The following is a 14,684-nucleotide window of genomic DNA, read 5'->3' as shown; positions in this document are numbered from 1 at the left end:
ACTCACATCAAGGATATCTCACTTCGTGTGCAGGCAACGGATCAACACCATTCCCGCTCCGAGAATTCAATGTATATCGTTAAGGAGGAAGTCCAATGAATACCCTTCCAAAAGTTCTCAAATGGCCGTTATTTATTCTAAACGCGATGCTTTATTTGTGTTTCGGCATTTTGCTCGGGGAAGATGAAGAGCCGGAAACTCCATTCAGGAGTCCCCAGTGAAACCAAAATCGCCATGAAACAACCTATCAACGTGAGGTGGAGCTCCGTATCGTTCCGGAAGCTTTGATGGGCGTATAGTACAGCTATTTAAGATATGATTTATATTTCGAAAAAAAGACTGCCCCAAAAGCGCCTCTGCTGCCCTTGAGTTCAACAAATGACGTCATTGTCACTTATTCTCATGGGGGCAGGCCAGCGCTTTCATATCGGCAGCCTCTTCCGGAATTCGTGTATACCGCTGACTCGGCTTACAGCGGGAGCAGCGCTACAGTTTGCTTCTGTTCCAAACCGCTCACCATGTCGAGCCAAGCTTGCGGTTTATTCGGCAATATCGCATAATACGTTCTCAAGAAATCGACAATCAAGTCTGCTTCCAGCTCCTGCAAGTCCTCTGCCATCGGGAGGAAGCATAAGTCGAGTCCGGATACCGCCTCCCCGTCACCTTGCCAAGAAGGATGCACATAAGGGAAATCAAGTCGTTTGTATCCCATATGGGAGAGCACCTCTCTACGTACATACGGATCCATCGGCTTCACACCCCCGAAGGCATGCTCCTCTACACGATACGGATCATAAATTTCCGCGAACATGCCTTTTACGGGCTTGCCAGCCCACTGCTTCAGATCCGCTCCTCTTTGATCAGCCAGAAATTTGCCGATGCCGAGTCCAGGGCGTCCAATGATCGTGAAATCCGTCATCGCTACGTTCCACTGCGCATAGTAGCGGTATTCGGTGGCCCCGACGACTTCCCCTTCATGTACTGCGACACATACGCGAAGCCCCTGATCCTGCAGCGGCTCTTCCCACAGCTTAAATTCCAGCACTTCCTCGGGCGGAAAGATGTCCTGCATCAATTGATGCATTTTCGCAAATAACGGATCCTGTATACTCGTAATTCGATGATACTGCAGCATAACGACGCCTCCTTTATCCTTAGAACTATTGATTTCCATGAACCTACTCACACCTTAAATGAAGCAAATCCATATGAAGTTCATTTCTGCATATGATTATAACTTTTAATGCTCTGTGCAGTCCATCGCTGCCTGAACCGCTATTCATTCTCCATAACTGGATATGGATTTGCTCCCTGCAGATACGGCATACAGCTTCACGTAGGCTTCGGCTTTGTCCTTCTCGTTGCCTGTGCCGTCAATGGATCCTCCGGCCATACATGCTTCGGATATCTTCCCTTCAAATCCTTCTTCACATCGAAATACGTATTCTGCCAAAAATGTGCCAAATCCCGAGTAATCTGAACCGGCCTGTTTGCCGGTGATAAAATATGCAGCAATAGCGGGACCTTCCCCTTTCCAATGCGGGGTGTCTCTGTCCATCCGAACAGCTCCTGCAGCCGCACGGCGAGCACGGGACCGCCTTCTTGTTCATAATCGATGGTAATCCGCGAGCCGCTAGGCACCGTGATTTTGTCCGGAGCCTCCTCTTCCAGCAGTCTCTGCTGTTCCCATGTCAACAGACTGCGTAGAATGTCGGCCATATTCAGACGCTGCAGCTGCGCTTTGCTCTTCATACCTGCAACATATGGCGCCGCCCATTGTTCCAACGAATCCAGCAGCGCCTCATCCGATACATCGGGTATGTCCGGCTCCATCTGGCGCAAAAACTGCATCCGCTTCTGCAGTCGTCTCGCATTTGCGCTCCATGGAAAGATCGAAATCCCTTCTTTCCGGATACCTGCGAGCAGAGCTTGCTGCACCCGTTCCGGGTTCGGATCGGCCTCACTTCGTTCCTTCCATAGGATAGACCCAATCTTCCACTGATGCTTCACCTTTACAGCTTGGGCTTCTTCATCCCACCCTACCAGCGTATATTCTTGTATTTGATGCGCTAGGTTCCGCTCCATAACCTGCTCTAACAGAGTCGCCGCTAAATAGATTCGGCTGTCGGGCAGACGATCATCCAGTGCAGGAGCAACAATATACGGTTCGATTGCAAGAGGAGAGTCTGATGGCAGAACAGCCCTTCGGCCACTGCTAAGAAGAAATTGACCTCTCCCTTTGTTTAGACCGATGCGATCCGGGTAAGCGAATGCCGCAAGCAGTCCGCAGTGCTCCGCTGTCGGCTCACTCTCCTTCGTAATGGCCAGTTCTCGTCCCAGCCTGTCGGCTTCTTCTAGAATTCGCCGGTAAATCCCTGCATCCACAGATGGATGCAATTGGACCTTCCGGTCACCGAGCAGATATTCGATCCTCTGCTGCAGATCGATTCCAAAGCGGTCTGCTCCATTTCGTACAAAATCCTTCTCTCCAAGCATCGCAGCCATCACGCAAGCAAGCCATCCTTGCCCGATGGATCGTGCCTTAAGCATCATGTGCGCCAGCCTAGGGTGCGTTCCGAGCTTCGCCATTTCTTTGCCGTGCTCGGTGATACGTCCATCTTCGTTCAGCACTCCCAACTGGCTGAGCAGTTGTCTCGCCCCTCGATATGCAGCTTCTGGAGGGGGATCCAGCCATCTAAGCTCGGAGGGGTGATCGATCCCCCAGCCTGCGAGCTCCAGTGCCAATGCCGATAAATCCGCCTGCTTCATCTCCGGCTCACTTTGCTCCGGCAGCTGGTCATGCTCACGCCGGGACCACATTCGATAGCAAACTCCCGGTTCCAAGCGGCCAGCCCTGCCTCGTCTTTGCTCCGCGGACGCTTTAGACAGCGGAACGGTTTCCAGCCTGCCCATCCCCGTTCTCGGAGAGAATTTGGGCACTCTGCTCCATCCGCTGTCCACCACGATACGTATCCCTTCCACCGTTAAGCTGGTTTCTGCAATCGACGTGGCCAGCACGACTTTTCGCGTACCGTCTGGCGATGGCATGATCGCTTTCTCCTGCTCTGCCTGCGGCAGCTGTCCGTACAATGGAGCTACCGTGACAGGTGAAGGAAAATGAACTGACTCCAGCTCCCGCATCGTGCGGCGGATCTCTCCCGCACCCGGAAGAAAGACCAGCATATTCCCCTGTTCTTGTCGAAAAGCATCTTCGACCTGTCGTGCAACGCTTTTCCACAACGGCTCATCCTTGGAAACCGGCCTATAATGGGTCTCTACCGGATAAGCCCTGCCTTCGCTCTGAATCACCGGTGCGCCATCCAGCAGTTCAGACACCGCTTCGGTATCCAGCGTAGCGCTCATGACCAACAATCGCAGGTCATCCCTTAGAATCGATTGGGATTGGAGACATAAGGCCAATCCGAGATCCGCATGCAGGCTCCTTTCGTGAAATTCATCAAAGATGACCGCTCCCGTATCTTCTAATGCAGGATCGTCTTGCAGAAGTCGTGTTAAGATACCCTCGGTAATGACCTCAATACGGGTATGCCGACTCACCTTACTGTCATTTCGCATCCGATATCCAACCGTTTGCCCTGCCTGTTCGCCTAACTGCGAAGCCATATAGACCGCAGCAGACTTCGCCGCCATTCTTCTTGGCTCCAGCATCAGAATGCGCCGACCCTCGAGCCAAGGCTCGTCCAGAAGAGCCAGCGGCACAGCCGTCGTTTTCCCTGCTCCGGGCGGAGCAGCGAGTATCGCTCGATTGTGATGGCTGAGTACTTCTTGGAGTTGATTCAGCACATCATATATAGGTAAATGCTTCACGCTGTTCCTCCGATTCGTTCATGGTTTCCTATTTCTAGTATCCATAACTAGCGGTTTCATCGCAACATTATAACAAACCTAATTATCATAAGTATATTATTATAGTTATAATAGCACCCCTTCTCTTTTAATAAAGATTTGCTTATTTGAGCGTGAAAAAGAGGAAGAGGGGAAACAATAAAAGGAAATAAAGGGAATGAAACCACTTTAAAGTTCAGGATTGCATCATATCCGTTTCAAAGTCCGGTTGACATCACAAGGAGAAGACGTTACCATTAAGATAATACTGGGAGCGCTCCCAAATAAGGTGATCCTATTGAGCAAGCACACATTAGAGTCCATTGCCCGTTTAGCGGGTGTTTCGAGAGGAACGGTATCGCGTGTAGTAAACCGTCAGCCCGGCGTAAAAAATGAAGTTCGGGAGAAGGTTCTGAGCATTATTGAGCAGACCGGGTACTACCCGAATTCCCAAGCGAGAAGTTTGGCCGGAGGGCGAACCGAAAATATCGGCGTCGTCGTATTCGGAGATGATCCCCTATTCTTGAAGCATCATCTATTTTACGAGGTGCTGCAGGGAATACAGAGTCATTCTACGCTCCATCATTATGATTTACTGTTATTCTCTAACCGAAGTGAATCCGATAAGGAGTATTGGAAGCAGATCGGAGACAAGCGCAAGGTAGATGGCTTCATTATTATGGGCGAATACATCAAAGAAGAGTATTTGCAGTATTACAGCGAACGCAAGCTCCCCTTTGTACTGGTGGGGAAAAGAAAGTTCGAGCATGTCACTTATCCTTGTGTCACATCCGATTATCGGCAAGGTGCCTATAAAGCCACACAGCACCTCCTTGGGCAGAACAATAAACGGATCGTATGTATACAGGGGATCCCCGACTCATACCATGAAGATGAGAAGCTTGCAGGCTACCGCATGGCGCTGGAAGCTTCGAGCATTCCATATGATTCCGAGCTGATTGTACAGGGAGAAGCCGATCAGCATAAAGCGGCGGAAGCGGTTAAGAAACTGCTGCGCAAAGAAGTCACATTCGATGCAATATTCGCTGGAAACGACTTGATGGCCATGGGAGCCATTCAAGCTTTGCATGAGCATGGTTTGAACGTTCCACATGACGTTTCCGTGGTCGGCTATGACGACATCGCCGCGGCTGCCTTCTTTCATCCTCCGCTTACGACCGTCAGTCAGCCTAAAACCAAACTCGGTCAGGAGGCGGCAGAGCTGCTCATTAAGATCATTCAGAGGGAAGCTGACTTCTCCGAGCCGGCTGAAATCATGGTCACGAACGAGCTGATCATTCGAGGCAGCTCAGTAAAGCGGATTGACTGAGAGTCAAATCCTTCACCCCGCAGGCTAAAAGCAGATGACGCCGAAGCCTGCGTACCGCTTTATTATTTCCTGCACCCCTTTTTGGGAGCGCTCCAAATACGAAAGGTTGTGCTGTAAATGAGTTTTGAACAAACATACGATGTCGCCGTGCTTGGAGGCGGACCTGCCGGTATCGCCGCGGCCATTTCCGCCGCCCGCTCCGGAGCCAAGACCATCTTGGTCGAACGCTACGGCTTCCTCGGGGGCATGTCCACGCTCGCGCTCGTCTATCCATGGATGACATTTCATACCGCAACGGGACAGCAGGTTATTCGGGGCATCGCACAGGAAATTGTTGACCGGCTTCAGCAGGTGAATGCATCCCCCGGTCATCTGCGGGATACCGTCGGATTCGTTCATACCTTAACCCCCTATGATCCAGAACGGTATAAGCTGCTCGCGTTTGAAATGCTAGAGGAAGCAGGGGTAGAGCTGCTTCTTCACTCCGTACTGACCGATGCTAGGATGGAAAAAGGATGGATCCAAGCCGTCACGGTCCGCAGCAGATCCAGCCCATTGACGATTCGGGCGAAAGCCTTTGTAGATGCCACCGGTGACGGAGAATTAGCCTATTTAGCCGGTGCGCCCTGGGAATTCGGCAACGAGCGCAGCAAGGTTCAGCCCATGACGATGAAATTCCGAATGAAAGGCGTCCAGCTGGAAGCTGTCAAACGTTACATGCAGCAGCACCCGCAGGAATTTTACGAGAAATCACTCATCGATCAGCTTGACGAGCTGCCATTAACCGGTGTCAGCGGCTTCTTCTCCCTCTGGAAACAAGCCGACCTCCCGCTGCCGCGAGACGGTGTATTGTTCTTCACGGGTCCCGGCCCAGATGAGGTTCTCGTCAACGTCTCGCGCGTATCCGGTCTTGACCCGCTGAAGGCGGAGGACTTGTCGAAAGCGGAAATCGAAGGCCGCAAGCAGGTATTTATGCTGGAGAGCTTTTTCCGTCAGTGGATTCCAGGATTCGAGCACGCCTACGTATCCCAAGTCGGCACTCAAATCGGCATTCGAGAAACGAGAAGAATCATTGGAGAATATGTCTTAAACGGTGAGGACGTGTTAAGCGGTGCCCGCTTCCCGGACTGCATCGCCCGCAGCGGATATCCGATCGACATTCACAATCCCGAAGGAAAAGGCATAACGGCGAATTTCATTCGGGAAGGCGGCGCCTATGACATTCCTTATCGGTCAATCGTACCGAAAGACGTTGACAACCTGCTGCTCGCGGGCCGATGCATCTCCACCACCCATGAAGCTCAGGCGACCACCCGATTAACACCAAGCTGCATGGCGATCGGTGAGGCTGCTGGAGCGGCAGCAGCCATAACCGCACAGAATCATACGGCTGCTCGTGACATAAATATTCAGCAGCTGCAGCAGCGATTGATTGCTTCAGGCGCGGAGCTCGGAATTTAGTTTTATAATCCTTCATCACATTGGCCAGCCAAGGGTTCATAATCAGCCCGAGCTGGCCTTTTTATCATGAAATGAAGTCATTTATGTCGATGATTTCAAAGCGATGACGCATAGTTCATCGGAAGATTCCACCTATCACTTCATTCAACCACTGTCCACGCAAACTCCGCATTTGGCACATAGGATAATCCGTGCGATTCTTGGAGAGACGCACTTCGCCTGAGAATCTCACGACTTGATTTTGGATCCAATATGATAGAGGGGCAGAACGACACATTGTATGACGTGAAAAGGAGCGTAAGAGCATGTCCAAATATCATATCATTATCGATTTATCAGACTTTAAGCTTCATTTATACGAGGACGGCAAATGGGTCAAGACCTATCCCGTCGGCGTCGGGACGATCGCGACCGCCACACCGACCGGTCGATATACGATCGTCAATAAACAGCGGAATCCGGGCGGGCCTTACGGCGCTTTTTGGATGGGACTATCCAAGCCTCATTACGGTATTCATGGAACGAACGATCCGTCCTCCATCGGAAAAAGAGTTTCCAAAGGATGTATCCGGATGCACAATAAGGATGTTCTCGAGCTTTCCGCCAAAGTTCCAATAGGTACCGCTGTTACGATTCGGCCATAGTTCAGCATACCGAGCTCGGCCTTCTCCTAAAAATGAATGTTGGGGATTCTCCGAAGAATGCGGTAGTATATAGGGTGAAGGGAGGATGCGGGATGCACAAAGTATTGCTGGTCGAAGACGAGAAGGTCATGGCCAAAAACATCGCATTTATTTTACAAAAGGAAGGTCTTGAGGTGGATGTCGAGCATGACGGAGACAAAGGATGGGCAGCCTTCCAGTTGAAGTCGTATGATTTGCTGCTGCTTGATTGGACCTTGCCCGGCATGGATGGACTTGAGTTGTGCCGCATCATTCGCAAAGCATCATCGGTCCCTATTATGATGATTACCGCCAAAGAAGAATTAATTGATAAAGTGGTTGGCTTGGAGGTTGGTGCCGACGATTATTTGACCAAACCCTTCCACCAAAGAGAGCTGCTGGCCAGGGTCAAAGCGCTTCTGCGCCGAAGTCAGCTGAATGGACAGTTGTCCCTCACGGAAACCCCATTCATCACATACCAAGGCCTTGAGTTAAATACCGAAACGTTATCACTCCACTACAATGGAAACAAAACCGATGTAAGCAGCACGGAGTTCAAGCTGCTGGATCTGTTCATGAAACACCCGCAGAAAGTCTATACACGAGATGAATTGTTCGACAAAGTATGGGGGACGACGGCAGGCTATAGCGATCGAACCGTCGATGTAACGGTGAGCCGTCTGCGCAAGAAGATTGCAGATCTCTCTGGAATGCAGGTGCTGCATGCCGTACGCGGATTAGGCTATCGCTTCGGAGGACAGGAATGAAGCTTCATTATCGGCTGTGGATCGTCTTCTCGATATTTTGGCTGATCGGTATGGTCATTCTTTATTCACTTATCACACCGATTTATGAGAAGCGCTCTTTGAAAAACAGCGAACAGCTGGCCTTATCGGAAGGGTACACGATTTCCAATCGGATTGAAGGCCTATACCCCAAGTTTCCGGAACGCGCGGAGGGCTATCTTGATTATTACAGTGGTCTCTTCTCCACCCGCATATTCGTGCTGGATTTCAATTTTCAAGTCGTCTATGACGCCTTTCAGGAGATAGAGCCTGGCGATAAGCTCAGTGTTGAAGTGCTGGACCAAACGCCGCCCGCGGTTCACTATACCCATACCGAGAACTTCGGCTATGTACAGTATTCGCTGCTGGCTCTGCACGGCGGTGCCGATGGCTATATCCTTCTCATCAAAGATATCAACGGGGTCTATGAGGACGTCACTTCATTCCGCTCCCGCGTGCTGTTCTATGTTGCCATTGCCTCGGTAGCTGGATTTTTCCTGTTTTACTTCGTCGCTTCCTGGTTTACACGACCGCTTCGTATGATGAATACCCACTTAAAGCGCGTGACGCCGCAGCGGCGCAGGTTCGCGATGAAATACAGAGGGAATGACGAGATCGGTGAATTGGTCGACCAAATCCGATTCATGGTGAAACAAATCGAAGCCTATGAACAGCGGCAGAGACGGTTCATCAGCACCTCTTCCCACGAACTGAAGACGCCGCTGGCCACGATCCAGCTCATCGCCGAGAACCTGCCGGATCTTCGAAACGATGAAGCGATGCATAGAGAATACCTTCTTGATTTACGAGATCAAATTTCGAAGATGCGGCGAACGATTCAAGGGATGCTTCAAGTGTACCGAATGGCGGACAAGCCGCTTCAGCGCAGAACAATTACGATGGAAGAGATAAAGGCACACGTCGAAGAGCAATTTCGCCACATGTCGGAAAGCAAGCAAATTCGCATCTTATTTGGTGGAGATGGAAACGGCCTGTATGCCGATCCGGGGCTGTTTTTCCCTGCATTGGACAATCTATTGTCCAATGCACTGATTTATTCGCCCGCCCAGCGCGAAATCAATCTGTCCCTCCATGATATGGGCGGTGAAACCTTATGCCGAGTGTGCGATCAAGGCTATGGCATCGATCCTGCGGATGTACCGTACATCTTCGAACCGTTTTATCGCTCCAATAAGGCATCCGGATGGAATCAAGAAGGAAGCGGACTTGGGCTCGCCATCGTTCAGCAGATGATGGAGCTGCATGAGGGCAGTATTCACGTTGAATCTAAACCAGGTGAAGGAACCTGTTTCGAGCTGTTTTTCCCACGTAACAAAACTGTTACATCCGAATCATTCTCATGATACAATCTCGGTCTACAATGGCATTGTACCAATCAAAGGAGGAATACACTCATGAAAAGAAAAACATTGGCATTGATGCTGTTCGCGATGATCGCCGTTCTGGCTTTCAGCGGATGCGGGACTGTAAACAATAATCAAAATAACCAAAGCAACAACACATCCGGTTCCAGCTCGAATAACGGTGCCGTGCACAACGAGAACAATGTTTCACCCGTTGAAGAGGAAGAACCAAACCTGACACAGGAAACGGTAACACTCTACTATTCTGACGATGAATTAATGAAGATGTATCGTGTGAAGCAGGAGGTCGCAGTTGAATCCGAGGAACAACTGCCGACGGCTGCACTGGAAGCCTGGATGGACGGTCCCCAAATCGATGGATTGAATAATCTCGTACCTCCGGATGTCGTACTGGAGAAAGTGGAGATCAAAGACGGCATCGCCTACGTCAGCTTTTCCAAAGAAATTAAAAACGCCAATTTAGGCTCGACAGGCGAGCTGTTCCTTCTCGACCAAATCGGCCTGATCATGAATCAGTTCGGCGCAGAGAAAACGCAGATCCTGATCGAAGGACAGATCGAAGAATCGCTGCTCGGACATATGACGATTAATGAGCCTTACGCATCGCAGGATCCCGAAAACTACGAGTGGAAGGAATAGAACCGAAAAAACTGCGAAATCAAAAAAGGAATGGTGCTCCATCACTGGACACCATTCCTTTTTTCTTGTACCGCAGAGTATAAATTATGATTTAATGCAATTTGAACTTCTCTAATTGAGCGATCAATGTGGTGGAAATGCCTGAGAGCTCGGAAGATTATATATCATTTCCGCTAGTACTGACTCACACTATATCGCCAAGCGATATCCTACACCGCGTACGGTTGCAATATATTTCGGCGATGTTGCGCTGTCTCCTAGCTTCTTGCGAATGGTCTTAATGTGCACATCGACCGTATTGCTGCTGCCGAGGAATGAGCTGCCCCATACTTTCTCCATCAGCTCTTCCCTTGAATATACGGAGCCATCGGCCGTCAACAGCAAATGCAGCAGCTCAAACTCCGTCTTCGTCAGCTCAATGCGGTCTTCCTGTCTAATCACAATCATCCGTTTCACATCGATACAGAGATCTTTGAAGCAATACATGCCCGGCCGATGCTGTTCATCGGCAGCGGGAGGATGCGTGTTGATCATATCCTGCAGCATTTGGACAATTTCCCCTACCTCTAGAGGCCATACGAGCACCTCTCCTTGGACGGGCAATGTATACAGATCGGTCTGCTGATCCCGGCGAGTTAAATACACGATACTGAATCCCGGTCTCTGCATCGTGGATAAGCATTCTAAATTGAGAATATCCTCACTCGCCATCGGGTGCGTCAGATCGACGATCAGCACATCGGCTCCGCTCTCTCTGAGCAGCACCGGTTCCAAGCGATGCAGGACGAAGAGATCGAAGCAGCTGGAGGACAGCTCTCCCATTAAATCCTGAAATTGATTCGGAAACGGACTGGCGAGTACAATCCGATTCGTTGTAGAACAGAAGCTGCCTTCCGGCACGGATGGCTGCTCCGTACGCATACCGCCTCCGCCGTAAGATGATGTGTCCGCCATGGTCAAGATGAATTGCTGTGCATTTAATTTTTTAGCGTTCTGCATTCGGCACACACTCCTTCAAATACGGCATGGGCATGTTCTATGCTGTACTTCGTCTCCCCAGCCACCGCGTCTACCCATGCTCTTGGAATTTCGGTCAATACTTCATCCACTCTGCCGCAGCTGCGGCATATAATATGCTGGTGGTCATCCGTTCTCGCATCGTATCGGCTGGCTGATTCCCCGAGCTTCAATTCTTGAATTAATCCCACGTCCGTTAAATAGCGCAGGGAATTGTAGACCGTTCCGTATGCGAAGTGATGGCCTTTCTCTCGAAGCCTTTCGATAATTTCTGCGGCCGTCGGATGGTCGTCCCTCTCCTGAATAATTTCGTAGATTACTTTCCTTTGTGTGGTCAAATTGATTTTATTCATATTTGTGCTCATACGATCATTCCAGTCATCGATGAATTGAATTTAGATTTAGTATAAATCTTAATTGAGAATCGGTCAAGAAGACCTATTTTTTCGTTCCCTTTATTGTGAATCTTTTTTCAAAAGAAAAAGCACCCCTTGTACGGAGTGCATATGCAGTAGATTTCATGGAATCATTTCCTTCTGTTATCCAATGAACGCGAAGACGATAAAGCTCGCCGCCTCATTTGCGCTATACATATTAACCTCCTTGACTAAAGAAGTCTGTAAATGCAAACAAAACGGAACATAAAATGACAGCCGAAAGAACATAAATTCTAATGAGTTTAAGCTGATAATCGACTAGCTTCATCCTGCCGCTAACGATTCGCTTAATGAGCCCGGGGAAAAAGACCACGATGTCTAGCATGCACAACAAAGGAATGAGTATGATCGTTTCAAATAAACTATACATACTTGGGTCGATCCCCATAACAGCTCTTATTCTTCTCTATTTCCGCAGTTACCATTTTCGCTTAATGATAAATCCGTTCTCGATCTTCTCGAATCCGATCTTGGGATAATACTCCATCGCCTCTGGAGCCGACAGCAGGATAAGTGCGGTTTGTTCATCGATCTTCTCTTTCACCCGTTCTATCATTTGCACGCCGATCCCGCTGCGCTGGTAATCCGCATCAACCGCCAGATCGGACAAATAGCAGCAGTAGCTGAAATCCGTTAGCGCCCTCGCCACGCCAATCAGCTTTTCATCGTCCCAAGCCGATATGATGAGATGGGAGTGATCGATCATTTGCTGAATTCGTTCTTCCTGATCTACCGGCCTTCGAATGCCGCTGCTCCGAAATACTCGAATAACGTCTTCCACACGAACGGGTTCATTGACTTTGTACTCAATACGGCCCATGGCACCAGCCCCCATCTCCAATTTTCCATTTATTGTAACACTGTGAAAGGCTGGCGTCACCCTTTCTCAAGTCCTATCCTGCCGTATACTGAACAATATCAACGGAATAAGGTGCCAGCTCGACTACAGGCTCTAGCCATTCATCTGTTAACATACTTTTATAATTCGCACCTATTTCGACCGTTTTGACTTCTTTAGATAAATTGAGTACGAATAAGTACTGTTCGTTCCTTTTTTGGCGTACAGAAATCTGTACTCCATCCGGCAGATCCTTGAAACGCTGTATACCGGACTCCTCCATGAGCGCTTGGAATAAATCAACGAAGAAAGCTTCCTCGGGCTGCGTTCCGATATAGATGACCTTTCCACTTCCTACGGGATGGACGGTGACCGCAGGCTTCCCCGCAAAGAAATCGTCTGCGTAAGCAGCGATGGTCTCCGCTGTCACTGGCTTGATGACATCACACCACTGCGTGCAGGTGTAGCTTTTATCATCGTTCATCGTCAACGTATGCACATGCGTTCCAATCGGATCGTATTCTTCGACCTGAATGCCGGCCGTCTTCGCAAGCGGTCCTGGCAGCGGCTCCATCCAGCAGACGTTGTTCATGTTTTTCACACCGGTGCGGTGCGTGAGCACCAGCGTCCCCCCAGCCTCTGCAAAAGCGTGCAGCTTCGCCGCCATCTCCTCATCCAGAAGATACAGCGACGGCGCCACCACCAGCTTATAGCCGTCCAGCGAATCGGTCGTATTCTTCACATCCACGCCTGCTCCGAGCTTGGTTAAAGCTCGATGGTAAACCTTCAAGTTATCGAAGTAATCCATCCCTTCCACCTGAGGCTGAATGCGGAAGGCGATATACTGCTCATGCGAATGCAGCAGAGCGACGTCATTTCGCAATTCCGTACCGTCCAGCTGGTCGGACAGCTTGTTCACTTCCCTGCACAGCTGTGCGAATTCTCTAAATCTTCTTCCCGGTACATTGCTGTGGTCGATCAAGCCGTGCCAAAACTGTTCTGCGCCGATCGTGGCACTGCGCCAGCGAAAATGGACGACCGTATCGGCTCCCCTGGAGATGGACTGCCAAGAGAAAGCGCGAATGAATCCAGGCTGCGGCGTTCTCCACATCGGGAACCAGCATCCCGGCGGCCCGCTCATCGTCTCCATAATCCAGAAGTTTTTGTTCTTGATGCCTCTTGTCAAATCGAGCGTCAGCGCTCCGCTGTATAAATTCGTATCCGCTTTGTCCGGATTCGTATTCGGATAATAATCGAGAGATGCGAAGTCTAACGGTTCGCACACCTTATAATAGTCCAGCATCGTCGGATAGCTCCAAATATTGTGCGTTACGAATTGGTTCGGACACTGCTCCCTTAAAATCTCAAGCTGAACTTGCTGAAAAACCACGCAAGAATCAATCTGAAAACGGTAGTAGTCCAGCTGATACGACGGATTCAGATGCGGTGAACCGCCGAGCGGTGTCGTCACCTGACTCCATCGGCTGTACTCTCCGCTCCACACAACGGTTCCCCACTCTCGGTTCACCGTTTCCAAATCGCCGTATTTGGCGCGCACCCAAGCTCTGAACTGTTCATTGCAGTTCTCACAGTTGCACTCATTCAAGCCGAATTCGTTATCCGTCTGCCAGCCGATCACCGCCGGATGATTCGCATACCTTCGTGCCAGCTTGTCGACGATGATCTTCGTATAACGGTGAAGCGACGGGCTGTTATAGCACCGATGTCCTCTGACTCCAGGGTACCGCGGATGCAGCTGGGCATCCACAGGAAGGACATCGGGGTGCTTCTCGACTAACCAATTCGGCGGTGTACAGGTAGGCGTACCCAGTACGACTTCGATACCCTTTTGATGAAACAGCTCGATCGCGTCATCCAGCCATTCGAACTGAAACTTCCCTTCTTCCGGTTCCAGCCGACTCCAGGCGAATTCCGCCAAACGAACGAGCTTCACGCCCGTCTCCTTCATCAGCTGCGCATCCTGCTCCCATAATGAACGATCCCAATGCTCCGGATAATAATCCACTCCTATGCGCATATGTGTGTGCCTCCTTGCATCCTGCTCAATGTAGTAAATATGGTATCAGTATAGCGAATGCATGGAGGGAAGGAAAATGCAATTAGTAAACTCTCAAGCTTTTTAGAAAAGTATAATTTATTGTTATAGACTACTACTCTATCCAACTCAAAATAATTAAGAAACCTAGCTTAATCATCGATACAACATTATGATCAAATTACAGAAAAGGTTTACTTTGGATTTTTATTATACTATTATCACAAA

The 14,684-nt window shown here is 49.8% G+C and carries 12 protein-coding genes; 6 read left to right on the top strand and 6 right to left on the bottom strand.

Annotation, left to right across the window (positions count from 1 at the left end):
* Positions 1–469: 469 nt before the first annotated feature.
* A complete protein-coding gene (locus ACFPXP_RS21665) occupies positions 470–1,174 on the bottom strand; it encodes a GNAT family N-acetyltransferase (RefSeq protein ID WP_379896567.1) in 705 nt (234 codons plus the stop codon).
* A gap of 158 nt (positions 1,175–1,332) precedes the next feature.
* Positions 1,333–3,828: an ATP-dependent helicase HrpB gene (gene hrpB / locus ACFPXP_RS21660; protein WP_379896566.1), complete on the bottom strand. Its 2,496-nt coding sequence runs from the start codon at positions 3,826–3,828 to the stop codon at positions 1,333–1,335.
* 316 nt (positions 3,829–4,144) lie between these two features.
* Between hrpB and ACFPXP_RS21655 the strand changes: the two genes are divergently transcribed.
* The 6 genes from ACFPXP_RS21655 (at position 4,145) to ACFPXP_RS21630 (ending at position 10,108) form a co-directional block, all read left to right on the top strand.
* The gene (locus ACFPXP_RS21655; RefSeq protein WP_379896565.1) at positions 4,145–5,176 is read left to right on the top strand and encodes a LacI family DNA-binding transcriptional regulator; all 1,032 of its coding nucleotides are present in this window, start codon (positions 4,145–4,147) and stop codon (positions 5,174–5,176) included.
* A 117-nt stretch (positions 5,177–5,293) separates the two neighbouring features.
* Positions 5,294–6,637 (top strand): FAD-dependent oxidoreductase, encoded by a 1,344-nt coding sequence (locus tag ACFPXP_RS21650; protein WP_379896563.1) that lies wholly within the window; start codon positions 5,294–5,296, stop codon positions 6,635–6,637.
* A gap of 305 nt (positions 6,638–6,942) precedes the next feature.
* Positions 6,943–7,281 (top strand): L,D-transpeptidase, encoded by a 339-nt coding sequence (locus ACFPXP_RS21645; protein ID WP_379896562.1) that lies wholly within the window; start codon positions 6,943–6,945, stop codon positions 7,279–7,281.
* 92 nt (positions 7,282–7,373) lie between these two features.
* Positions 7,374–8,066: a response regulator transcription factor gene (locus tag ACFPXP_RS21640; protein WP_379896561.1), complete on the top strand. Its 693-nt coding sequence runs from the start codon at positions 7,374–7,376 to the stop codon at positions 8,064–8,066.
* Entirely contained in the window at positions 8,063–9,448 is a 1,386-nt protein-coding gene (locus ACFPXP_RS21635; RefSeq protein ID WP_379896560.1) for a sensor histidine kinase, read from the top strand. The genes ACFPXP_RS21640 and ACFPXP_RS21635 overlap by 4 nt, the downstream gene beginning before the upstream one ends.
* A 51-nt stretch (positions 9,449–9,499) precedes the next feature.
* The gene (locus tag ACFPXP_RS21630) at positions 9,500–10,108 is read left to right on the top strand and encodes a GerMN domain-containing protein (RefSeq protein ID WP_379896559.1); all 609 of its coding nucleotides are present in this window, start codon (positions 9,500–9,502) and stop codon (positions 10,106–10,108) included.
* Between the two features lie 189 nt (positions 10,109–10,297).
* Here ACFPXP_RS21630 and ACFPXP_RS21625 read toward each other — a convergent pair whose 3' ends face one another.
* From ACFPXP_RS21625 to ACFPXP_RS21610, 4 genes are all read right to left on the bottom strand, one after another.
* Positions 10,298–11,107: a winged helix family transcriptional regulator gene (locus tag ACFPXP_RS21625; RefSeq protein WP_379896558.1), complete on the bottom strand. Its 810-nt coding sequence runs from the start codon at positions 11,105–11,107 to the stop codon at positions 10,298–10,300.
* The gene (locus ACFPXP_RS21620; protein WP_379896556.1) at positions 11,086–11,478 is read right to left on the bottom strand and encodes a Fur family transcriptional regulator; all 393 of its coding nucleotides are present in this window, start codon (positions 11,476–11,478) and stop codon (positions 11,086–11,088) included. Before ACFPXP_RS21620 ends, ACFPXP_RS21625 begins: the two co-directional genes overlap by 22 nt.
* 502 nt (positions 11,479–11,980) lie before the next feature.
* A complete protein-coding gene (locus tag ACFPXP_RS21615; RefSeq protein ID WP_379896555.1) occupies positions 11,981–12,382 on the bottom strand; it encodes a GNAT family N-acetyltransferase in 402 nt (133 codons plus the stop codon).
* 73 nt (positions 12,383–12,455) lie between these two features.
* Positions 12,456–14,438: a beta-galactosidase gene (locus ACFPXP_RS21610; RefSeq protein WP_379896554.1), complete on the bottom strand. Its 1,983-nt coding sequence runs from the start codon at positions 14,436–14,438 to the stop codon at positions 12,456–12,458.
* Positions 14,439–14,684: the final 246 nt, after the last annotated feature.

Origin of the sequence: Marinicrinis lubricantis (assembly GCF_042658665.1) — a bacterium.
In the GTDB taxonomy this organism is placed as follows: domain Bacteria; phylum Bacillota; class Bacilli; order Paenibacillales; family KCTC-33676; genus Marinicrinis; species Marinicrinis lubricantis.
Note: the sequence above shows the minus strand (reverse complement) of the source record. Positions and strands in the feature narration are given on the sequence as shown.

Excerpts from the sequence above, each read along its gene's own strand:
- ACFPXP_RS21665 (WP_379896567.1), bottom strand. The coding sequence starts at position 1,174 with ATGGAAATCAATAGTTCTAAGGATAAAGGAGGCGTCGTTATGCTGCAG.
- ACFPXP_RS21650 (WP_379896563.1), top strand. The coding sequence starts at position 5,294 with ATGAGTTTTGAACAAACATACGATGTCGCCGTGCTTGGAGGCGGACCT.
- ACFPXP_RS21645 (WP_379896562.1), top strand. The coding sequence starts at position 6,943 with ATGTCCAAATATCATATCATTATCGATTTATCAGACTTTAAGCTTCAT.
- ACFPXP_RS21640 (WP_379896561.1), top strand. The coding sequence starts at position 7,374 with ATGCACAAAGTATTGCTGGTCGAAGACGAGAAGGTCATGGCCAAAAAC.
- ACFPXP_RS21635 (WP_379896560.1), top strand. The coding sequence starts at position 8,063 with ATGAAGCTTCATTATCGGCTGTGGATCGTCTTCTCGATATTTTGGCTG.
- ACFPXP_RS21630 (WP_379896559.1), top strand. The coding sequence starts at position 9,500 with ATGAAAAGAAAAACATTGGCATTGATGCTGTTCGCGATGATCGCCGTT.
- ACFPXP_RS21625 (WP_379896558.1), bottom strand. The coding sequence starts at position 11,107 with ATGCAGAACGCTAAAAAATTAAATGCACAGCAATTCATCTTGACCATG.
- ACFPXP_RS21620 (WP_379896556.1), bottom strand. The coding sequence starts at position 11,478 with ATGAATAAAATCAATTTGACCACACAAAGGAAAGTAATCTACGAAATT.
- ACFPXP_RS21615 (WP_379896555.1), bottom strand. The coding sequence starts at position 12,382 with ATGGGCCGTATTGAGTACAAAGTCAATGAACCCGTTCGTGTGGAAGAC.
- ACFPXP_RS21610 (WP_379896554.1), bottom strand. The coding sequence starts at position 14,438 with ATGCGCATAGGAGTGGATTATTATCCGGAGCATTGGGATCGTTCATTA.